This is a genomic window from Enterococcus sp. 4E1_DIV0656 (assembly GCF_002140695.1).
GTDB classification, from domain to species: Bacteria; Bacillota; Bacilli; order Lactobacillales; family Enterococcaceae; genus Enterococcus_D; species Enterococcus_D entomosocium.
Window position 1 is genome coordinate 57,288 of the sequence record NZ_NGLF01000001.1, and the last position, 23,519, is coordinate 80,806.

Genomic DNA, 23,519 nt, shown 5'->3' on the forward strand with positions numbered 1-23,519 from the left:
ACTCACTCTTTCCAAGCAAGTGTTTCTAAGAAAGCAAACACATCCTGCTCTAATTTTTTCCGTTCTGGTCCAACGGTCACCACATGACCGCTTTCGGGATACCATTGAAGCGTATAGGGAACATGGGACAGTGCCCCTGCTGTTTTGAAAACCGTCTGTGGATCGATCATTTGATCCTTTCCTGCTTGTGCTAGAAAGACTGGGCGCTCGATTTTCCCTAAATGCCCAGCTGTGGTTTGTCCGACTGTTTCGATCCCTTGCAGTTGCTCTCTGACCTTACGAGGGACTTCTGCCAATATTTCTTTTTGGGTCGCCTCGTCTAAATCAGCATAGGGTATGACCATTTCAGCATACTTTTCAAAATTGACTGGCACTTCATTCTTGGTTTCAAATAGTGGCGAACAAAACAGTCCGCCCCCCATCAATGTTGGATCTTGTGTCAAACGATCCATCGCTAAAATCCCGCCCATCGAAAGTCCAAGAACGGCAACTTCTTCATAGCCTTTTTCTCTTACATAAGTAACTGCATCTGCAGCATCCTGCTGCCAAACAGCCATCCCTTGATTTAAGATATCATCTGGATTGGGCGTACCATGTCCAGTAAACATCGGCGTATAAACCGTGTAGTCTTTTTGTTCTAACGAACGACAAAGCATACGCACATCGTTAGGACTACCTGAATAGGCATGGAACAAAATGACTGCTCGCTTGCCGTGTTCAGCAAAAACCGGTTTTGGTTGATTAAATGTTTTCATGTTTCCTTTCACCTCACGTCCAATTCTACCATAGTTAAGAAGAATACTTCGACAAATGCGATCAAAATCTTACCCTTAAAAAGAAAAAAACCTCTCTTTACGAGAGGTTCGCTAGCAAAATGATTAGTTTGATGAAAGAAAAGCCAAAATAAAGAGCAAGACCATCCAAACAAAACCTAAAATGGCCGTTGAGCGCTGCATCACTGCTTCAAATCCACGGGCTTTTTGCTTACCAAACAATTGATCCGCACCGCCAGTAAAGGCACTAGCTGCACTATTTTGCTTGCTAGGCTGCATCATGATCGTAATGACCATTAAAATCGAAATAACAATTACAGCAGTTAATAAGATATTATACACGTTAGCTCCTCCTTGCTTGCTAAAGTCGTCCTTTCTATTTTAGCATTTTTCGCTAGAAATTACTACTCCCTTTTTGTCATTGCTCGTTGCGTGACGGTTTAAAAAAAAGACTGTCCTTTCTGACAGCCTTTTTCTCATAGATCGCTTTCGTTCAAATCAGCGAACGAGTACGTCATCATATTCTGGTTTTTCTTTGAACTCTTTGACCGCAAAGGAGCAGACAGGCATAATTTTTTTCTCTTCCCGTCGTGCTTTTTCAACAACTGCTTTGAGCAATTTTTGCGCCAATTGCTGTCCACGATAATCAGGGTTGACGAAGGTGTGATCAACTTCAAGTACATCATCTGGTGTTTCTTGCCATGTAATCTCACCAATTTCTGTTTCTCCATCATATAAAGCAAAACGCTTGTTTTCTTCTTTTATTTCCATTGTTTTCGCCCTTTCTATCAGACAATGTCTGTTTTTTGTTTGATATTCTCAATAAATTGCAAAACGGTTGGCCAATATTCTGGGGCATCTTTAACTGCCTGTAAATGTCCCATATTGGGAAAAAGGACTTTTTGTTTCGGACCAGCCGTTGCTTCCATTAAAGTATTGATTTCTTTTTCAGAAAGAAACGTATCCTTTTCTCCTTGTAAAAACAGCACAGGTAAATGGTTGCTGCCGACTTGTCGGGTCACTGAGATTTGTAGGAAGGGGTAGCCGACTAAGTGTTTACTGTAACGATTGGCTAATCGCAAAAAGCGCTTGACGGGTAACCGAGAAAATTGTGGTAGACTTGCCCGAATGGCACTATAAACGGACGTATAACTGCTGTCTGAGATCAAACCCGCAACTTGCACCGGCATGACTTCTCCACTGGCCAGCAGCAAAGTCGCCGCTCCCATCCCTAAACCATAGAGGAAGATTTGGGTTTGTGGGTCTTTTTCCAAAATCTTATCGATCCACAAAAGCAGATCCATCCGATCTAGCCACCCTAAGCCGATCTCTTTGCCTTCACTACGGCCATGTCCACGCAAATCAGGAACTAAAACATTGTAACCCGCAGCCCAGAATTTCTCGGCCGCATCTTGACAGTCTGCTTGCCCATCACTGCGATACCCATGCAAGCAGATCACCCACGTTTTAGCACACTGATCAAAGACTTCTGCTCTCAGGATCAGATCATCGGTGGTCGTTACCGTACATTCCGAACCTTGTGACCAAAAAGCCGAACTGCTTTTCGCGATCCGCTCTTTGTATGGAATCCCCAGTTTCTTTCTGCCTTCTTTTTCATACCATTCATTGTTACGCATAATAATTGCCGAAACAAAATAGCGTACGCCCTTTTTCATCACAGACGTGCGATATACATAGTACACCAAAAAAATAAAAATTAGCAGTAGTAGCAATAGCCAAACCATAGGATCCCCCCTTCATTTTAGTTTACCATTTACACCGGTTTTCAGCCAAAGTTTTGTCGCAAGTCTTAAATAAGTCCTATACTTTTTTAAGAAAAAATCTTTGTACTGACTTCTAGCGAAGGAGCAGTACAAAGATTTGTTTGGTTAAATATGTTTCTGTTTATAGAATAGGAAGGCGATCATGGTGAGTAAAATACTTCCAAGAACACTTAGTTCATAAGAGGATTCCTCATTTGTCTTTGGCAATCGTTTTTCATTATCTGTCTGTGATGACTCTGTCTGGTTCTTTTTGTCATCCAGCTTTTGCTCGGCGTTTCCGGCTATTTTTTTCGGTTTATCAGACTTGTCAGAAGGTGTTGGTACTTTGGGACCGCTAGGATCATTCGGTGTCTCAGGCGTTTTTGGTTCGACATAAGTATTGATCAAATCATAGTCATGGACTTCTGACTTGTATCCTTTGACAGCCACTTCTTGAATGCTATAGGTGTACGCTTGACCTTTCTCATCATATTTTGGCAGATCTTCAAAACGATAGGTCCAGTTGCCTTCTTTATCTGCTTTTACGGTTTGCTTGTCGATTTCTTTACCGTTTTGCATTAATTCGACAGTGATGCTTTCAGGGCGGGTATTGAACTTGTTATCATAGTCTTTCCATGTCTTTGTTCCAGCTACGTCTGTTGTATCGGTGTTATGGTACGTGTTTACTAAATCATAGCCGTTGACTTTAGTGGTGTAACCTGGCACTTTTTCTTCTTGGATCGTGTACGTGTACACTTTTCCTTCGGCATCATACTTAGGCAAATTTTCAAAGCGATAGGTCCAGTTCCCTTGGTTATCTGCTTTTACGACCAGCTTGGCGATTTTTTTATCATTTTGCATCAGCTTCACAGTGATACTCTCTGGACGGGTGTGGAACTTGTTGCCATAGTCATTCCACGTCTTCGTTCCCGATACTACCGTCGTTTCAGTATTGCGATAGGTGTTGACTAGGTCATAGCCGTTGATTTCAGTGGTGTAACCTGAAACTTTTTCTTCTTGGATCGTGTACGTGTATGCTTGACCTTTTTCATCATACTTAGGCAAATTTTCAAAGCGATAGGTCCAGTTCCCTTGGTTATCTGCTTTTACGACCAGCTTGGCGATTTCTTTATCATTTTGCATCAGCTTGACAGTGATGCTTTCTGGTCTTGTTTCGAATTTGTTGTCATAGTCATTCCATGTCTTTGTTCCGGCTACGTCTGTCGTTTCAGTATTGCGGTACGTGTTGACTAGGTCATAGCCGTTGATTTCACTGGTGTAACCTGGCACTTTTTCTTCTTGGATCGTGTAGGTGTATGCTTGACCTTTTTCATCATACTTAGGCAGATTCTCGAAGTGATAGGTCCAGTTGTTTTCTTTATCAGCTTTTACGGTTTGTTTATCAATCTCTTTACCGTTTTGCATTAAGTCGACAGTGATGCTTTCAGGGCGGGTATTGAACTTGTTGCCATAGTCATCCCATGTCTTTGTTCCAGCTACGTCTGTCGTTTCAGTATTGTGATAGGTGTTGACTAGGTCATAGCCGTTGATTTCAGTGGTGTAACCTGAAACTTTTTCTTCTTGGATCGTGTAGGTGTATGCTTGACCTTTTTCATCATACTTAGGCAGATTCTCGAAGTGATAAGTCCAGTCGCCTTGGTTATCTGCTTTTACGACTTGCTTGTCGATTTCTTTATCATTTTGCATCAGCTTGACAGTGATGCTTTCTGGTCTTGTTTCGAATTTGTTATCGTAGTCTTTCCATGTCTTTGTTCCAGCTACGTCTGTCGTTTCAATATTGCGGTACGTGTTGACCAGGTCATAACCGTTTACTTTAGTAGAATACCCTTCAACAGGTGTTTCTTGGATTGTGTATTCATAAGTCTGACCAGATTCGTCAGTTTTCGGTAGATCAGTAAATTCATAATGCCAGTCCCCCTCTTTACTTTGGGTAACCGTTTTTGTTTGGAATACTTCACCGTTTTGCAATAATTGAACCATAATGCTTGTCGGACGGGTATTGAATTTGTTGTCATAATCATCCCACGTTTTGGTCCCGCTGATTGTCGTTGTATCAAAAGAAAGTAATTGATTCATGGCAGCTAGTTTAATAGTCGGCACGATTGTTTCATTTGCTTGCAGATCCCAGCGATGGGTTTCTGCGTTGACCAGCACTGTATCAGCAATGATACTGCCGTCAACATTTTGATGGACATCGACTGTATCACCAACAGCCAAGATGGTTCCTTGGAATGGACTATTAATCGAAATCGTTTGGCCCTCTGATTGGCCAACAAAATTCCATAAGATAACAGCATCATCAAACTCTTCTGTTTCATGGCTATTACGAGACGTACCATCCGTATATTCTAGTTTGATTTGGGACTTAACATTAACGGTGCTGGCTCCCTCAGTGTCCACATTGATGATTACAGGCGTATTTCCTCTTGTTAGCCCTTTAATGGTGATCGGCGTATCTTTTTCTAATTCCGTTTTTGAAAGAGAAACAACAACCTTTTGATCTTCTTTCGCAATTGTATCTTCTGAAAAAGAAATGGGTTTTTTATCAATCAGATAGCCGTCTGGCGCTTCCGTTTCCACAAAGGAATATTCTCCCTCTGGAAGACCAGCTTCGATCACCTGCCCATCATCATTTGTGACTTCTTCATCAACTTCCTTATGCGTCTTGTTGTTTTGAAGTTCGTAAACACCATCATCAAGTGGATTTCCTTGTTCGTCTGTCAAGGTCAAAACAACCACTTGTGTCTCATCTTCGGCATCGGCTGTATTGATGACCCGCTGATTATTATCGGTGAAATCCTTGGTTACACCGGGTGTCTGCGGATAAGCTCCCAGTCTTTCTGACGTCGCCTGTAACGTTGAAAATGCCTGTTCAAAGTCTATATAAGGCTCACTCACGGATTGATCTTGAAAAACTTCGGAAGTCTTCAAGTGATCCATTCTCTGACCATTTACAAAAACGGCAGGTTGCTGATTTTGATCTGCTAAATCTACTGTGACTGATGGGCCAAAAACAACTTTGTTTTTTCTACTATCAGTTCCTGATACAAAAGAAGAGTTTGCGATGGAATTGACCTTTTGAATATAATTGATTTCTGTTGGCAAAGAACCATCCTGAATACTGGTCCCAAAATTGACATTTCCGTTTAATTCACCAACGGCCAAATTTCCGTTCGTGTGTGTATTTAGCGTCGCATGGTTAGCAAAAATATGAAAATATTGCGCTTCTCCTAGAAGTGCGTCATCAACTTCAGGAACATCATTTTTAAAAATGCCCCCACTTGAAAGTTGTGAAGCTGCTGGCGCACTTGCTTGGGTATCAAGCGTTGATTCTATGGTTTTTGATGCAGTATTTGACGCCGTTTGTTGTTGTGACTCGCTGCTTGTTGTTACAACCTTTTTTTCAGAAGCCTCTGTTTGATCCTGAGTATCAGAAAGTACGGCTTCTGTACTCGTTGCTTCTGTGGATTCATTTTCAGGTAGAACAACTGCTACATCTGTTGTGTTGATGATGTCTTCTTTCACTTGTCCATTTTTTTCATCTGTTTGAAGAAAGGCGGATTTGATTGTCAATGTTTGAAGACTTTTTGTTTGAAACGTTAGCGTCATTTGGCTAAAAGAACTGCTAGCGGTTTCTTCCATCAGCTGCTGTCTTTGCGGATCATATGTAAATGGCGTGCCGCTGCTTTGAATCGAGTTCGGCAGAACCTTTTGTTCCCCTTCACTCAAGCTGAATGCCAGTTGATTTGCTGCTTGTTGATTCTTTTCTACTTGGATCGTCCAAGTGATCTCCCCTGTGGTAGGATCTGGTAATGATGTCACTTGCGCTATGCCCTTTTCGTTTTGAAATAGGATTGTTTTGGGATTCTCCTCGGTGTCCGCATTGGCTGTGATGACTGATAATAAAGGCGCCAAATAGGATAAAATAAGTAAGGACAGCATGAACATTGGGTAAGCTATTTTTTTCACATAAGTACGCATTTCTCTTCCTCCAAACAACAAATTTTACTCAGGTGATTATCCTAATCGGAAAAAAGAGAAAATGCAAAATGACCCAAATTTTGATTCTGTGAGAAAAATGAGAGCAAAAGCCAAAAAATGGGTCCTTCTCTCAAGGGAATTTGTGAAAATGAAATAGGATTTCTTTTGTTTGAAAAACAATAGAATATTTTTTTCATGATAAATACTCAAAATCCAGAAAGAATCTTTTGTTTGTGATAAAAGTTCTTTCCTTGAAAACTCTTAAACACCAGGAGTGATTGGCTACTCGCTAAAATTTCACTTGTCAAAAAAAAATAATTGTAAACTGAAAATGAAAATTTTCATAAACAATCATATTATTTTCATTTTTGGTTACAAAAATTTTAGCAGATTCTTTAAAATCTTACTGTTATTTTCCCTCTATTTATAAGTTCTCTTAACTTTTACTGTACAAAGAAACGTCTCTATCATTTTTGGGACTGATGACTCATAATTGATTCTTCAGTCCCAAGTGTGATTTTTGTACAACATATCAATCCTTATTGACGACAAGACTTTATTGCAAAGTCCGATGTTCTGATCTAGTACAAAAGACTGACCATTGGAAAAAGGGAAAGGTTATTGCAATCCGCTCGAAATTCACTTTTCCTTCTCCAAATTGACTATTCTTTGTCGTTGCTGATCAAGAAATCAAGCAATTCCGACTGTTCCGCAAAGATTGCTTCTACAGATAAGCTTCTATGATGACTCTTTTGCTTGGTAGCTTCTGGTAGCTCAGAATCAATTTGGTTAGTTGAAGATTCGAGGGACTTCTCGACTGGTAAAGGTTCTGCATTCACTTTCGACTCTAAACCGTCTGGCTTCATTGGAAATGGACTGTTATCCTCAAAGTGATCTATCGAAGCATTCAGTTGACTTTTCCAAAACAACTCTCCGAAGAGATACACGCCAAGAGCATTTTTATTGTTAAACACTTTACAAGATAACCCCATCTTGTGGAGTGCCTGATTTACTGTGTTTTCGTTGATCGTTTCTGAAGGAATATCTCTGATTAGAATTGTATCAGCATATTGAATATCTTGATCACTGTTTACATAATCAATCAATTGATCTGTCAAAGCAGTCGTCTCTTTTTTAACGATCTCAGTTAAATCTATTGTCTGACCTCCATTGATCGTCACGACAAATGGATTGTTTTTCTTAGCTGTGACAAGCATATCGTAAACGACGCCATGATCTAGCGCAAAGATAGGTGCGGGATGATTCCCCTCATTTTCTTGATAAGCTTGTACCACGTTGCCTGCCAATTCAAACAAGCCGTCTGTGACTTTTGAACTTTTGATCAGTTCCCCATTTTCGTAGCTATCACAAGTGAGAGAATGATCATTGATTTCAATCACATAGGTCAACCCAGCAAGAATTTCTTCCACGCCTAACATCAAATGAATATCATTTCGTTTGCTTTCAAAAATTGCGCCCAGAGATTTCGGGATCAGCTTTACTCGCTCGATGCGGATCTGATAGTGCGTGCCATCAACAACTGTCTCGAATTCATCTGCCAGTTGTCTCTCAATGTCAGCAAGCCGGTCAAAACTTTCTGTTGCTACGCCAAGGCATAATGAACAGCTAAAGTAATCCTCTGCAATTTCAGTAAAAAGTGAGGGTCTTTTCGCTACTAAATAAGAGAGTATCGTTTTGATATATGTCTTAAATTTTTGGTCTCCCAGGATTGCCAACGGATTGCCAAATGTTTGATAGGCTTCTGATCGTCGACTATACAACTTGTCGAGCCCCCAAGTGATTTCTTTCTCGCTGCCCCCGAGAAGTATTCGTTTCCCTACTTTGTTTTTTAGGTAGATCGGTTCATTATTCTTTCCTAAAAGATATTGTAGATTATTTTTTTTGACTTCTGAATAAACAGAACTTCTGACATCTTGATAACCGTAGCCAACAACGCCTACTCGAAATTCATCAATGTCTAATGCAATGATTTTGTTCACACTAATCCCCCTAACTTCCCTATTTATCATGACTTACAGCTTCCCTAATAACACTATTGCTATTTCATCCTCTATTTTCCAGCCTCTTCTTGGATAAAGAATGCATTGGACAGTTCCTGAATTTTACTCATTTGTTCGTTGACTTCTGCTTCTAAAAGCAACAAGTCGCTGAAAATTACTTTTGTATTACGTATATGCCGTAAAAGCTCATTGGTTTTGACCAGCTGCAAGTCAATTTTTTTGCATAACTCTCTCAATTCTTCTTGGCTATTCTTTAAGACAATAAAATCGCGATAACCAATGGCTGACTGTCGTTTTTCTAAAATCATTTGTTGTAATCGCGCAATTTTACTATCCCGTTGTTCGATCGCTTGTTTCAAATCAGTCAACATCTGATCTAGTTCGCTGATTTGAATGATTGCGGATAACTTCTTTGTACTCATCGATTGTTTCATGCTTGACTTGCTCCTTTGCCTAGGAGTATTTTCACTTCTGAATCCATCAGTGCCGTTCTAGTAAATATTCCTGATTGCAGTAAACAACTAAATGAAAGAACATTATTTTTTATCCGCAGCAGCTCTTCATCTGTTAACTCACTTAATTGATGATCAATGTCTTCAATTGCGTTGATAGTAATGCCAAGTTCCAGTTTCTGTACCATCTCTGCTATAGCTGCTTCTTTCCATACAATGACAGGGATTCCTAACGAGAGATACAACGAGATTTTGTGCGGTGCATTATACTTCGTATATTGTTGGTAGTCACCACCATCAGGCAACTTATCATCCCACGCAAGTCCGAAACCATTTTTCTCCATCCTACGAACCAATTCTTCTTGCTCAAAAACACCACAATAATGAACATTCGGACCAAAATGACTGTCGTTTTTATCGCCGTATACAAGAATTTCCGTGCGATTGGGCCACTGCTGTAGAAAACGGGTTTTTGCCAAATTTCCTGCAAAGACAACTCGTTTTTCTGGTCTTTCATGACTGACACTAACATCTTGATGCTGATAGTCGAAAAATGGTTTTTGGATCATTCTCCGTGTCACGCCTCTTTCGACTAAGGCTGTCTGCATAGCTTGGCTATGAACGATCAATACTGTTGCTTCATTGAAAAGAGCAGATTCATCAAAATCGACTTTCCCACGCAACATCTCAGCGTCATGGATGAATAAACTCGTGTAAATCCCTCTTTGTTTCATTCTTTGTAAGAACATTCGGTCAAAATGGGCTCCGTTATAACTTGGATATTGATAGACCACGATATCTTCATAAGCGACACCAGCTGTAATGCCATCAATCCTTGACATAAGTGCATAATCATCTTCATTCTCATCGATATAACGATAAATATATAAAGGTTGATAATCCATCCCATTGGCAATGTGAAAAACATCTACTTTCGCTTTTTTGACTGAATCTGCTGCATTCGATTCAATGATCGTCGTCACCCACCGATTCACGCTTGTCCCATCTCCTTTTCCATCATTGCCCGCACAAACATCACTTCATCTTTCGGTAAGCACCATTCTGCACCCTTCAAATTTTTAGAAAACAGTTGTACAGCAGGATCTTCTTGTGCAGTATTCCTTGTAAGCAGCAAATATTTGACTAATTTTAGAACTGTCTGATTATAGACATCAATATGCCAATGTTCCTCCATTAAACGACTTGCATGTTGAAGTAATTGAACCGCATCATCACAGCGTTGGATGTCTACCAAACATTCTGATAAATCTAATACGGCGCCTACTAAGACTGGCCGCAGTTCCGTAAAATCAGTCGAATTTATTTTCTTTAAAAGGCAGCTCTCTAACAAAAAAATTTGTTTTTCTAAAGATGAAGCGTGCAAGCCATAGCGCTGTTTGATGCGTAATGTAGCTAAATATAAAAGGCTGTCAAATAATGTATAAAAATCAGTTCCCAGAAAAAATGTTTCAAGCATTTCTAAACTTGTATCCGGGACTTTCTGGTTCATACAACCAAATACGAGGTCAGAATAGGCCAACATGAGTTTAAATATCGTATTATCCTCAGTTGAGGGGCGAAACTTTTCTAACTCTTTTCTAACTTTCATAAAGGTAACAAACATGTCCTCTTTCGTTGATAAAGAGCTATAAATCAATACACTCAATAGATGAAGTTGTTCATCTGTTGACATTGCAAACATGTCTAGCAATTCGGTATCTGAAATGCTCAACATTTTCTTGATGCCAACAACCAATTCGAAGGGCAAATCGATCTCATATTGTACCCATCTATAGTACCGTGAGCGAGATAACCCAATCTTTCTTTCAAAAGATTTCACAGATAGTCCTTTACATTTGCGTATCTCTTCTAATTTCTCGCGATCAATATTGACAGCAACGACTGATGTATCAGGTATCTTTAAGTCTGGGTTGATCGTGCTAATTAATCGACAAACGCTTAGTAATCTAGTTTCCATATTTTTCAAATCCTTTTTTCTAAAATGCAGGACCTATTTTTATTCTTACTTCTGTAATGCTTCCAATAAAGAATAAACCAACGATCCAAGGATCACGATCGACATAACTAAGGAAAGGACGATGGTGATCGCTTTGCCCTTTTTCTTTTCTTCTGAGTGATTTCTTACGTTTTCTCGTTCTTCTTGAAATCCCGCTTGAATCGTTTTTTCTAGCTGATTATTCGCCAACGAAATCACCTCTTCCCAGTTTATTTTCGGCAAACAACTATGAAGAAAACTGGTTTATCTACTGGTTCTGATCGTCTGCCAGTTGTAGTGATTCACTCAGTTCTGAAACATTTTCTACTGGTTCATTTTCGTTTGTAGCTATCTCATTCACTACCTCTGCTACTTCCACTGCCCGAAGCTCATCAATCAGCTCTTGACTCAATTGATTCACATCGTTATCTTGTCTTTCGACGGTTGAGGTTAACCGATCAATGATCTGCTCGGTTTCATTCAAAAAATAGGTTCGAAGCATTTGCTTTTCAACCTCATAAGCAGAAAAGAGCTTCTCATAAATCATTTGTAATTTATTTTGCTCCTCCTGTTGCTGCTCAAAAGATGCATTGAATTGTTTTTTTAATGTTTGGATCACATTTAGATCGATATCGTTTTCTGACTTGTTCATCATTGCTTTCATTTCTTGATTGATTTGAATCAGCTGATCAATCAATGCGTTTTGATGAGCAAAAAGTTTCTTTGCTTCCTCTTGTTCCTTCTCAAAAGTGAGCATGGACCCGCTGTTCTCTTTTATTAACAACATAATTTGCTCATACAATTCAGTGGTTTTCATTTTTTTCATTTTGTCTTCATCCTTTCAACACAACTTTGTCCATGCATACATTTTTGTTTGCCAACAACTGATAATTCTTTTGATCGACTTCTACCTTATGAATATAAGGAACGCGGTCATCTAAAATACTCATTAAGTTCCCTTTGATATTCCCTTTGCCATCAAGCGGCGATTCTTCCAGATAAAGTGTATTTGTCGAGTTGGATTTTGCTAGAGAAAATAATTCTAACCCCATATATGAAATGCCCACTGTATCATTTTCTGTTAACCGAAAAGCTAACTGATCACGAATGAAATCAAGTGTTGTGTTAAATTTTTGAGTTACCTTGAATGTTTCTGTATCACGAATCGTGACTAAATTGATGGTGCCTTGATAAAAATAGTAATTCAGAATACTTTGTTGCTGATCATTGAAAAAAGCAATCTCTTGAACCTGGTCATTGCAGTAATAAATAGTTGAGAATAATTTCCCATCTGCGGCATATTCTTCAATGAAATCTGTCGTGCCATCAGGATAAAAGTAGCGAACTTCTTTGACATGTCTTCTAGTCATAGGATACAAGCTCACTTTACCTACTTCATCTCCATCAGTGATCAAGGAAATGGTCCGGTCCTCGTTCATATAAACTTCTGTAGAGTAAGCTGTTGGTACTTGGTTAAAAAACAGAAAGGCTTCTGGATCGTGACTGCGCTGTGTCACTTGATCTAAAATATTTATTCCCTGCAATGCTTCTTTTTGGAGCATCGCTTGAAAATTTGGACTCGGTGAGATGGACAACACTTGACTTCCTTCTTTGATTCGTGATTTTTGTGCCATCCAAATTCGGTCATTTGGTCGGATCACGGTGACTAATTCATAATGCATCGATCAACTCACTCCATTTCTCTGCAATTATCGCGTCTTGAAACATTCGTACAGACTTGCGGGTATTGGCTTTAAGTTGGTTCAGATCAGAAGCAGTCAACTGACGAATGCCATCTGTTAGTTGCTGAATAGTATAAGCTTCATCAGTTCTAGAAAAATCTTTCAAATAACCATTGACTCCTTCTTTGATCAACTCCATGGCCCCAAAACGAGCCTTGAAGGTTACAATTGGCAATCCTGCATTTAAAGCTTCAATATAAGTCAATCCGAAACCTTCTGAAAAAGAACCAGAGATAAATGCATCATAATCAGGATATACTTCATTAATTGCATGAGAATGCCCTTTTAACCGAATGTACTCTTCTGCATTCAACTCCTTGATCACTGCTTTTAACTTACCTTCTTCTCCCCCTTGACCATAGATGTCTAAAGAGATCGTTGGATGTTCTTTTTTTGCTGCAGCAATTGCCCGCATCACAAGATCAATGTGCTTTTCGGATGCCAAACGAGAGACTGTCACAAACTTTTCTGCCTGTTGTTTGCCTAATTCAAATGAATCTTCTGTCACATCGCGAATCCCTCCCACCGGGATCGTCACAATTTTTTTGGACTCGTTTGGGAAATCGATCAACAAATCTTGCCTTTGCAATTCTGTCGCAACAACGATATGAGCGACTTGTTCCAAATGCGTCAAAGCAAATTCATAGTAATTGTTCCAAAGAGGTGCGCTAGCTACGTCACGATCAGATAAATGATCGGCATGAACGATCTCAATCAATTTGATTTCCGGAGGACAATGATCATATAAAGCAGCCTCGCTTTCCTCCCCCCGATCAATGATGATACTTTTGGTTTCTGGGAATTCTTCTATCAGTTGTTTAAAGAAAAATCGCTGCAATAAGACTTCATTTCTAAAGAAACGATGTTTGCCTTTGAAAGCAAACAAATGAATATTCGTCATTACTCTTCCTCGATGCGAATCATTTCGATAACTGTACATGATTTTTCTTTGATTCGTTCGATAGTCAAAAATCTCTACCCGATAATCCGAAACTAGCAGTAAGCCTTCCTTTTTTGGACTAGGAGATTTTTCCATATGCTCAACGATTTTTAATCCTGATGACGTGATGGTTTCTTTGATTCTATGTGTGTTCGTAGCATCTACTAAGAGATCTTGTTGTGCAGTAAAAACTGCTTTAGCCCCTTGCCTTAAATAATCACCTTCTAGTGCAAAATATTCCCACATGGAGATGACTTTATCATCTGGTATTTTCCAAGCCGCCATGGCTTCATGGAGATTCTTCACTAGCTCCATAAAAATATACTTATAGGGAATATTTTTTCTATCAAAACAAGCAGCACGATAGAACTGTGCATGTTCCACACCAGAATTACCAATCCCCATTGCTTTATTTACAAAAAAATTCATGATGTCCCCCTCTTTATTAGGTTGATTTTTTCCTGTTTTCTTTTACATTCTCTAAAACTTTTAGTGCCCTTTGATTAAGTGCGATCTTTTTTTGCAGACGATCCATAAGCTCGGGTGCTTCGGCTTCTTTATTTGGCTTTGCAAATAATAAAGCTAATACAGAAAAATCTTCGTGGTAACAAGACTCCAGCAAAGAAAAATTTTGTCCCATTTTAAGGTTGATTTTTTCGGGACTGTCGCTTCGCTGATAGATTTGTTCAAGCAATACTTCCAAATACGATGATGCAGCCTTAGTATCCGGTTCAACAAACAATCCTGCTTCAAAATCTGAAAGTGAATATTCTTTGACATAGCTGTTCTGTTTTTCAAATACGACCGATAATGCAGCATGTTTCTCAACCAACGGTGTAACCGCAACAACGCTGGTTGCTATGTTCAAGCCTTGGTTTGCTCCAGTGGTTGCATTTATAGGAACCACTTCAAATGCTTGATTCTCCTTAGTGGATAAAACCAATTCCTTAAAATGAATCTCTTGATGCTTTTTGTTTACCATATGAATCTGATAATCAGTGGCACCTTGCGGAAAGAGAAAACATTCTTGGTTTGTTTCGAAGACTAGTTTTTCAAGGAGAAACCCATCCTTATCAAAAAATTCCACCAATAGCTGTACTGCTTCCTTACGATCGAATGCAGCATGAAGTGTTAACTCGTACTTGTATCCAGGCAGTAACATTGGTAGCATTGGTGATTTCCGACTAATATGAAATTCTGTTTTCGAATACCAAGATTTAATACTGACGCCTGGAGGCATCAAAGGAGAAGAGTACAAGACATCCCCAGAGGGCATATAAGCTATTTTTGCGCCATAATTATAATTGTCATTAAAGTCGATCCCCCACTTGATACGATATAAACTATTCATCGACTCCCTCATTCCCTATAATATTTTCTTGATATCGCGGTGAAATGTATGCACGAGAATATTTTTGTATTGTTTCAAAAACCAATTATTGATGGCAGGACTATTATCGTTATGTCGGCCGATCATGCCTTTATACAGAACACGAGTCATGGGGAAATTATTTTTTAAAAATTCAAACAACATTGGAAATGCCTCCATGTCGTAATCGTCTTGTTTCATATAGGCGATCGCAAAGGTTGTCTCCCGATAATCGCCACTTTTGAATTTGCTCCAGAACCGTTCATTCAATTGACTGCTCGCTTCTTTTGAAACAACCCCAATATTGTAAAGCAGCATATCCAATGAGGTTGGAAATCCAGTTGGTCGATTGATGCGTTCATTTAGAGCAATGGAACCAAGATTCGTCAACGGTTTTCCCACGATGACACTGTTTGGGCTTAAATCGCTAGCAAAATACAGCGCCCCAAACGTGCCCATCGACAATCCGGATAAAATGAGATCTGACTTTTCAAATCCTAGCAGTGCTAGTTTCCCTAAGATGATAGCTACGATTTCTTGTTCGAATTTCTGGCTGCCTAGATAGAAATTCCCACCTTCTAAACGAGGGTCACCAATCAGCAGAAACGGACAGCCCATACTTCCCATCATCCCACGGCCTTCAAATCCTTCCGCTGAACGATAGCCAGAAAAATAAACCGCTAATGGAGGTTTTAAATCTCCCGGATTAAAGTAATAGATCACTTCTCCCCCCAGATTCTCTTCATCCCGAATCCGTCCGCCTCCTGGAATCATGACACTTTCATCTGCCATTGCTCTTCGCAGGTGCATCTGCCCGATCGTAAATTGCCCTCGATTTCCTTTGGCATACAATGAAACATTGATGTATGAATTTTGATCTAATTTGAAGTAAACCGGCTCCCCATTTATGATTTGATCGTGAAGGACCTCAATCACTTGGATGACTTGATTCGTGTTTTCTTTAATGAAAAAGAGTTTGATTTTTAATGTCACTTCTCCTTGAACATCTGCGATCTCCGGATAAAAACAGGTGCGTTCGTTTTTAGGTATCAGGTTAGTCATTTTCCAAGTAGTTATTTGCTGATCGTCTGATGTCAGTTGTGCCTTTACCTGACAGGCTGCATGTCCTTCTTTAACGATCTGCAACGGGACAGTTTTATTAAATTTCATGTGATCCATAGATAGCTTATATCCTTGTTGCTTTGCTGAGAATTGCTCATTGATCGTACGAAAAACATTTTCTAGCTGCTTTTTATCAAAAGGATTCGCTGCTTTTAATGTGAATAGCGCTTGAACTTCTGGAGATAGCTGCCCATTTTCTTCGTAAAATATTTGGTAGGCTGGCAATTGTTTTAAAAATTCCAAATTTTCAAGAATCGCGGCATTTTCCTCTAGAAGAAAAATTGCCCGATGGTATTTGGTATTATATTTATCTTTCTTAAACAGCTGTAGCTCCTGCTCATCTTTTCTGAAATCATAGGCCAACGGAAGCCACTGATAGGCAAACAAAGGAGAAAGCTGCTTTTGCCCCTCAGAAGAAACAGCTGCAACATGAAATACCTGAATCTGTTTAGACGACACCCTCTAGCAACTCCCTCCATTGTTTAATAATATTTTCCTCACTAAAACGCTCAATATAACTAATATTTTCCACCAATGCTTGGTTCCAATTATTTAAATCGTCCAGGTAAAAAGCGATTGCTGCATCTAATTCTCTAATTTGACCAATGATTTGCCCATTCTTTTGGTCATCCACATAATCGGTTTTCTTCCTAACAAGCTGAGGAATCCCTGCACTAACAGCTAGTGCTTGTTTCTGGACATCAACTTCAGCAGACAAATCAATATACAATCGTGTCTCATTGAAATCCTGACGAATCGTGGTGAGATGAGAATCCAAACGAAAGTGAATCCTAAAATTGACATCAACTGCCTCTACTAGATTTCGCCAATTTTTGCTTTCTCGGATCTCTTCAATCGCCTCTTCATCCGTTTTAAATAACTTTTTCGCCTTTTTTGCTTCGAAATACTTTAATACCTTTTGATACTCCTCAGATTCACTATCGACACCGAAGTGAGTATCAACCAGTTCTTTTTGTGCTTCTCGTAAAACGACTTCGCTTTGGAATGTCGTCGTTTCGATAATTAAGTCATAACGATCATTCTGAATAACTTTTTGCAGTAATAGATGATGGATTCTCCGAACGTCTTCGTTAAGCTCACCGGCGTTCCAATAAAGAACCAGCTGGGGAATGGAGTTGCTATTGCCCAGCTGAAAAGAAGTTGTGTAAATAGGGATGCGTTGTATCCGAGATAGGTCATTGACACCGGACTGTTTCATTAAAGAGAAAAGCGCTGTTTGATTACTAGTCGAATCCGTAATGATTTTATTTTCGCCAGCCCATAATGCTGATTTTTCATCTGATGCACAAGTTGAAAGTCTGTGGGCATCAGAAACGATCTGGATCACTCTTTTTCGTTCCTCGTTCGTTTTGACCAATCGTAGACTTCGCTCATTTGTCAAACAGAGGATTTGATCTTCTGGCTCAAGGTTCAGTTGAAATTGATTTATCATCTCTAAAAGAAGTTCATCCATGCTTCGATACTGACTTTTCTTTAGTCCACTTTTCCGAGGATTTACCAGCTCAACGTGTGGATTTTCTCCAAAGTATTCCACACATTTTTCCATTCCCGATTCGTTATAATAAATCTTCTTTACTTGTTCCCCTTTGTCATTCTGGAACGATTTTGCAGAAATAAATCCCCGATCATCGAAAAAGAGGATTTGTCGATAAGGTTCCGTCATTATAGACATCTGTTCTGCAAAACCAAATGAATTGAACCGAATTTCACCAAATGGTTGATTTTCCTTAATCAGCGTGATTCCAAAAGGTGTATAGACCTTCTCAACATTCTGAGCAAGAGGCAAGTCATCGACATCTAAGGGAAATCCATTGGTTTTTTGAATGTCTTGCAAGCGATCATAAAGCGAAGTCATTTGCGCTACTTCTAATTCATATGCATGCATCTGATAACGTAAAAACGGTATATGCTCCAATAACAATAAGTGATACGGTTCTCGATTGTTCTTGAAAAGCTGAATGATATTCATCATATAATCACTTTCTAAATTGCCACTACTGGTCGTCCAATCAGGGATAAAATAATTCAAAAAATTGCCTCCTAACATCCTCTAAAAAATCCGGTAAGTATGTCTGGAAAAGAGGAACCGTATTTCATTTGTGATAGTTTCTAAAATGATGATCAACATAAAAATACTTCCGAAATAAAAAGCTAAGTTGGAAATGATTTGATTTTGCAATCCAATCAACAAGGGAATCATTGAAACGATCACAAGATAACTGTTGCCAAGTAATGCAACGGTTGATAAACGCTTCAATATATATCGCTCTGTCTGTTTGCCAGGAGCAACATTTAAAATGTAATCTCCCGTCTCTTTTAGATTTTTGGCTATATCGTATGGTCGAACATTTATAAAACTAAATCCGTAACCTAAAACATAGAGAATCAGACCATAAGTGAAAATACCCCGCACATTATTAAAGGAAAAGTAAGTCGTAATAAAATTTGAAAAGCCTGTGTCTCCCCACTTTTCGTTCAATAGTAAAAGCTGTGGCATTGAAAAGACGGTTACTGCAAACATGAAAGGCATTGCCCCGGCAGGTAAAAGTCGAATAGGAATATACGAATTGTTAAAGCGACTGTCGATACCTGTCCGTTCAATATTGATACGGTATTCTGCATTGTAAAGGAAGAGTGTGAGATAAATAAAAACTAAGGTCACCATAACTAACCCGATAATAAAGTTTTGACTTAAATGAACGGATTCTGTTTGTCCCGAAATTAACATAGCTGGGATATTCATCAGTAAACCTGGAACAATAAACAGACTTTGACCTCCAATTCCTTTATCAATGTTGATATCAGCTAGCCATGCAACGAACAATCCCCCAGCCGTCAAAAGAAGAACTGCTCCTAAAAACAACAGGACAATAGAGCCTCCAATTGCTTTTTGATCAATCATTGAGGAACGAAATTTTAAAACCAGTGCGCAACTTTGAAGGATAGCAAATAAAAGAGTCAAACTGCGTTGAATATACCCAATTCGTTTGGTGGAAAGATTTCCGATACTTTCTGTATCAATCATGCTGATCGTTGTCCAGATGATCAGGGCAGTCATATACGGGCCCATCCCTAAAGAAAAAAGCGTTGGAACAGTAAAATTCCCACCGGTTGATGTCGCTAAAAATTTCAGAATCAAACTAGTTGATTCCTCTGGTATCTTTTCTGAAATAAAAAAAGGAACCTGGATATGCTTACCTATCTCAACAATGAACAAAAGGAAAAAGCTCGCGATTATTCTTCGAATGAGTTCTTTTTGATTCTTCATTTTCATCTCCAATTTTCTTACTTTTTTTTAATCTGCAAGGTTTAACAAAATAGTAACAGGTTTAAAATTGCCTTTTGTACTTGTTTTTTGTTGAAATAAAAAAAAAAAAGGAAAAGGTGAGGTTGGTCATTGTGGTATCATCGTTTTAAATTCAAATAAGTAAAAACTACTCACTTTAAATGGTCATCAGAGAAATACAAGGATTGGAAAAGAAAAAAAGGGAGAATTTCCTGAGAAATAGCCCCCAAAAGAAGGTCTTTACTATTAAAAAACTAATTGAAGTCATCATACCTCTCGTTTTGCTCTTAGGAGGTATCTTTTTTTTGAAAGAAAATTTAACAGTCAACGAAACACCGACTACAGAATCTAGGGTCCCTGACAATGAACCGACGCCTAAGTTAAACCTAAAAGCTGTCGTTTTGCGGACTGATGACTCTTTGGAAGCAGTTGATCAAGAGTCCATCTATCACGGTGAATTTCCCTACTATAATATGGATAGCACCAAAACCTATACGTTTTCACTTCACTTCGTAACAAGTTCTGGTGAAGCGCTGCTGGATCAAAACGAAGAACCACTTATTGCATCAAGAAAGATGAAACTAGTTACTCAGAAGGGAAAGATCGTCTTTTTTTTAGAAGCCAATGATTTGATGAGGGAATATCTTTTTGACCTAGACGACGTCATGATTCGTGCTAAATTAGAAAGCATTGCTGATTAAGCTTAAGCCACAAGCAATATCAGTTTTTGAAAGGAGGAACAAAAAAATGAAAGATAAAAAGTTTCGCAAGTATATTCGGTTGGCGAGAAAAGTTCAAAGTCTTGCAGAAAACTATCGGCAATTATCAGATCAAGAATTGCAAATGCAAACCATTCATTTTCGACAACAACTCGAACAGGGCAAAAAACTGGAGAGTTTACTCCCGCAAGCCTATGCTGTCGTTGTCGAAGCAGACCGTCGTGTCTTGGGAATGGAGCCTTATTTTGTTCAAATTCTTGGCGCAATTGCTCTTTTTTACGGCAATGTTGCTGAAATGAAAACCGGAGAAGGAAAAACATTAACCGCAACCATGCCGATGTATTTACATGGTCTGGGAGGCAAAGGCAATTTCTTGATTACTTCTAATACGTATTTAGCCTTGCGAGATATTGAAGAAACGGGAAAAGTCTATCGTTTTCTAGGACTATCCGTGGCTGCAGGTGTTCCTGAACATGAAGATGAAGGAGAAGAAATCGATAAAGAGGTGGTCTATGCAGCAGACATCGTCTATACGACGCATAGCGCACTGGGCTTTGACTATTTATTTGACAACTTGGCTGTTTCTCCAGACGAACAATATGTCACCCACTTCAATTATGTACTGATAGATGAAATCGATGCAATATTACTTGATATGGCGCAAACGCCATTGATCATTTCAGGAGCACCCAAAGTTCAGTCAAATTTTTTTACGCTATCTGATTGGTTTGTGAAAAGCTTGATTGAAGGTAAAGACTTTATGAGAAGTGAAAACAAACGTCACGCTTGGTTTACAGAAGCAGGCATAAAAAAAGCCGAAGACTACTTAGGTATTGAAACTATTCTTTCAGAAAAATGGAAAAGTCTTTACCGTCATTTAGTCATTGCCTTACGGGCCAATTATCTCTTACACTTAAACAAAGACTATGTTGTGGAGGACAACGAGATTCTTTTGCTTGATGAAGCAAATGGACGTAAACTGATTGGAACAAAACTACAAGCTGGCCTTCATCAAGCAATCGAAGCGAAAGAAGGCGTAGAGATTACTACAGAGAGCCGCTCCATGGGCTCCATTACCTACCAAAACCTATTCCGAAAATTTAAAATTTTGTCCGGAATGACTGGTACTGCCAAAACAGACGCCGACGAATTTCGAGAAACGTATGATATTGACGTAATCGAAATTCCGACAAATAAACCCATTCGCCGAAAAGATCATCAGGATCTGGTCTATGTGACCAATCAGTCGAAAATCATGGCTTCTTTAGAAGCAGTAAGAAATGCTTTGACGCAAGAACGCCCCGTATTGATTGAGACAGGATCAGTCTCAATGTCGACGTTATACTCCCTGATTCTCTTAAAGCATCGAATCCCTCATAATCTTTTAAACGCTACAACAGCGACCAAGGAATCCTGGATCATCTCAGAAGCTGGTAAAAAAGGTGCCGTAACTGTGGCTACTTCAATGGCTGGGCGTGGTACAGATATTAAACTGGAAGAAGACGCACGGGAAAATGGTGGTCTATTAGTAGTAGGAACTGAGCGGATGACCAGTGACCGAATTGACAATCAGCTTCGGGGCCGCTCTGGACGTCAAGGAGATCCGGGTGACAGTATTTTCTATGTATCTATGGAAGACAAAATCGTGGTTGAAAGTGCACCCAAATGGGCCGCCGACGAACGAGAATTATTAACTGAACAAGAAGAATTATCCAGTGATCTCACGCCCTTAAAAAAGAAAAAATACAATAAACTAATCAATCAGTCACAAAGCAATCGCAAAAATCAAGAAATTGCCGGACGTCAAACGACGCTAGAATTTGACTCAATTATTACCATTCAAAGAGACAAAATGTACAGCATGAGAAACAGCATTATGAAAGGTACCCCTGTCGAGTTAGAAAACATCATTAATCAATGCATAGAAGAAACAATCAATCAATTCACCACTAAAAAAGAGAACCTAAATCAACAAGCGATCCTTGATTTTATCTTTAATAATTTGGACTATAATTTTGATGTTTTTGAAATCGAGAAACTAGATAAATTTAATAAGCGAACGGTCAAAAAATTTTTATTGGATCTGATTTCAGAGCGTTTGATTCACATTCAACAATTTATGCCAGATAGTTTCCAACAACTGTTTTTCAAGCGAATCATTCTTTTAAAAGCCTTAGATACTCTTTGGATCGAACAATCAGACAACCTGCAACAATTGAAAACAGTCATCAATGGGCGAAACTGGGGACAACATCGCCCCATCTATGAATTTCAAGTAGAAGCACATCGTTCTTTTACTGAAATGCGTGAAGCCATTTATCTAGAAGCAGTCAGAAATTTATTATTATCCGAGTTGGTAAAAACAGAAGATGGTTCATTCGATGTTGAATTTCCATAGCCAACCATAGCCAATAAAAAAGCATCACAGTTAGTTTGCCTAACTGTGATGCTTTTTTATTTAATAGAAGTATTTTTATCATTTTAGAAGAGCTAGGAAATTTATCCTAGCTCTTCACAAAACAAAACTAACGAGTTACTCTGTTTCACGCTTTGCTTCATCTTTTTTCTTTTTCATTAAAGCAATAGCAGCTAACAGCGTGGCAATTCCAGCAAGAGACATTTGAATACCACTTGCATCAGATTCGCCAGTCTTAGGAAGAGTAGAACCAGTTGCACCGGTCGTATGACTCCCTACTTCTGTGTTGCCAATTGGCGTTATTGTATTTCCATTTACTCCATTGTTCTGATCAGAACTTGATGGTGTTGAAGTAGAGCCGCTGTTAGACTCACTTGCCGAAAGTGAATGATCTTGGCTAGTTGATTGTGATTGCAGCTCTGATAGACTCTCAGACAAGCTATTACTGTGATATTCACTGACGATATCAGAGTTGATATCACTTGTACTTGTGCTTAGCGAAGCAGAGTCACTCACGCTGGTACTATCGCTGATTGATTCACTAGCGCTCATGGAGACTGAATCTCGATCAGAGGCACTAAAGCTTTCACTCTGACTAGCCGAGTTGCTAGCACTCAGACTGTCGCTTGTTGACCCTGAATCACTTGATTCGGCGCTAAGTGATACTGAATCACGTTCACTATCACTGATGCTGGTGCTTTCGCTTGCAGATTCACTTACACTTGTACTGTCACTGATAGAAGTCGAATCACTTACACTTGCACTATTTGACATTGAATCACGTTCACTATCGCTGATGCTGGTGCTTTCGCTTGCTGATTCACTCACACTTAGGCTTTCGCTTGCTGAAGTCGAATCACTTACACTTGCACTATCAGACATTGAACCACGTTCACT

20 protein-coding genes are annotated in these 23,519 nt (G+C 39.2%); 2 read left to right on the forward strand and 18 right to left on the reverse strand.

The window, feature by feature from the left end; genetic code table 11:
- Positions 1–2: 2 nt before the first annotated feature.
- The 17 genes from A5882_RS00285 to A5882_RS00365 form a co-directional block, all read right to left on the reverse strand.
- Positions 3–755 (reverse strand): carboxylesterase, encoded by a 753-nt coding sequence (locus A5882_RS00285; RefSeq protein WP_005234371.1) that lies wholly within the window; start codon positions 753–755, stop codon positions 3–5.
- Positions 756–878: 123 nt separating this feature from the next.
- Positions 879–1,115: a preprotein translocase subunit SecG gene (gene secG, locus A5882_RS00290; RefSeq protein ID WP_005228700.1), complete on the reverse strand. Its 237-nt coding sequence runs from the start codon at positions 1,113–1,115 to the stop codon at positions 879–881.
- A gap of 156 nt (positions 1,116–1,271) precedes the next feature.
- Positions 1,272–1,544 (reverse strand): GNAT family N-acetyltransferase, encoded by a 273-nt coding sequence (locus A5882_RS00295; RefSeq protein ID WP_005234370.1) that lies wholly within the window; start codon positions 1,542–1,544, stop codon positions 1,272–1,274.
- 17 nt (positions 1,545–1,561) lie between these two features.
- Positions 1,562–2,518, reverse strand: coding sequence for an alpha/beta hydrolase (locus A5882_RS00300; RefSeq protein ID WP_005234368.1), 957 nt, complete (start codon positions 2,516–2,518; stop codon positions 1,562–1,564).
- A 144-nt stretch (positions 2,519–2,662) separates the two neighbouring features.
- A complete protein-coding gene (locus A5882_RS00305; RefSeq protein ID WP_086372292.1) occupies positions 2,663–6,538 on the reverse strand; it encodes a Cna B-type domain-containing protein in 3,876 nt (1,291 codons plus the stop codon).
- 662 nt (positions 6,539–7,200) lie between these two features.
- Complete coding sequence (locus A5882_RS00310; RefSeq protein WP_254908450.1) at positions 7,201–8,538, reverse strand: hypothetical protein; 1,338 nt, start codon at positions 8,536–8,538, stop codon at positions 7,201–7,203.
- Positions 8,539–8,609: 71 nt separating this feature from the next.
- Positions 8,610–8,993: a hypothetical protein gene (locus tag A5882_RS00315; protein WP_016612582.1), complete on the reverse strand. Its 384-nt coding sequence runs from the start codon at positions 8,991–8,993 to the stop codon at positions 8,610–8,612.
- Positions 8,990–10,006 (reverse strand): sugar transferase, encoded by a 1,017-nt coding sequence (locus tag A5882_RS00320; RefSeq protein WP_016612581.1) that lies wholly within the window; start codon positions 10,004–10,006, stop codon positions 8,990–8,992. The genes A5882_RS00315 and A5882_RS00320 overlap by 4 nt, the downstream gene beginning before the upstream one ends.
- On the reverse strand, positions 10,003–10,989 hold the full coding sequence (locus A5882_RS00325; RefSeq protein ID WP_086372294.1) for a helix-turn-helix transcriptional regulator: 987 nt from the start codon (positions 10,987–10,989) through the stop codon (positions 10,003–10,005). Before A5882_RS00325 ends, A5882_RS00320 begins: the two co-directional genes overlap by 4 nt.
- Positions 10,990–11,034: 45 nt before the next feature.
- Complete coding sequence (locus A5882_RS00330; RefSeq protein ID WP_077452924.1) at positions 11,035–11,226, reverse strand: hypothetical protein; 192 nt, start codon at positions 11,224–11,226, stop codon at positions 11,035–11,037.
- Positions 11,227–11,275: 49 nt separating this feature from the next.
- Complete coding sequence (locus tag A5882_RS00335; protein ID WP_061053136.1) at positions 11,276–11,833, reverse strand: hypothetical protein; 558 nt, start codon at positions 11,831–11,833, stop codon at positions 11,276–11,278.
- Between the two features lie 7 nt (positions 11,834–11,840).
- Entirely contained in the window at positions 11,841–12,689 is an 849-nt protein-coding gene (locus A5882_RS00340) for a hypothetical protein (protein WP_086372295.1), read from the reverse strand.
- Positions 12,679–14,118 (reverse strand): glycosyltransferase, encoded by a 1,440-nt coding sequence (locus A5882_RS00345; protein ID WP_016612576.1) that lies wholly within the window; start codon positions 14,116–14,118, stop codon positions 12,679–12,681. The genes A5882_RS00340 and A5882_RS00345 overlap by 11 nt, the downstream gene beginning before the upstream one ends.
- Before the next feature lie 16 nt (positions 14,119–14,134).
- Positions 14,135–15,040, reverse strand: a complete 906-nt coding sequence (gene asp3, locus A5882_RS00350; RefSeq protein WP_254908451.1) for an accessory Sec system protein Asp3 — start codon at positions 15,038–15,040, stop codon at positions 14,135–14,137.
- Positions 15,041–15,055: 15 nt separating this feature from the next.
- On the reverse strand, positions 15,056–16,639 hold the full coding sequence (asp2, locus tag A5882_RS00355; RefSeq protein WP_061053140.1) for an accessory Sec system protein Asp2: 1,584 nt from the start codon (positions 16,637–16,639) through the stop codon (positions 15,056–15,058).
- On the reverse strand, positions 16,629–18,230 hold the full coding sequence (asp1, locus tag A5882_RS00360) for an accessory Sec system protein Asp1 (protein WP_244732298.1): 1,602 nt from the start codon (positions 18,228–18,230) through the stop codon (positions 16,629–16,631). Before asp1 ends, asp2 begins: the two co-directional genes overlap by 11 nt.
- A gap of 21 nt (positions 18,231–18,251) precedes the next feature.
- A complete protein-coding gene (locus A5882_RS00365; protein WP_034872023.1) occupies positions 18,252–19,469 on the reverse strand; it encodes a preprotein translocase subunit SecY in 1,218 nt (405 codons plus the stop codon).
- Between the two features lie 323 nt (positions 19,470–19,792).
- On the opposite strand from A5882_RS00365, the gene A5882_RS00370 reads away from it, so the two are divergent.
- Positions 19,793–20,188 carry a hypothetical protein gene (locus tag A5882_RS00370; RefSeq protein ID WP_223347115.1) on the forward strand — a complete coding sequence of 132 codons (396 nt, stop codon included), beginning with the start codon at positions 19,793–19,795 and terminating at the stop codon, positions 20,186–20,188.
- Between the two features lie 46 nt (positions 20,189–20,234).
- Positions 20,235–22,604, forward strand: coding sequence for an accessory Sec system translocase SecA2 (secA2, locus tag A5882_RS00375; RefSeq protein ID WP_034872020.1), 2,370 nt, complete (start codon positions 20,235–20,237; stop codon positions 22,602–22,604).
- Between the two features lie 135 nt (positions 22,605–22,739).
- On the opposite strand, the gene A5882_RS00380 is transcribed toward secA2, so the two are convergent.
- The coding region (locus tag A5882_RS00380) for an LPXTG cell wall anchor domain-containing protein (protein ID WP_217808276.1) at positions 22,740–23,519 on the reverse strand (780 nt) is incomplete at its 5' end.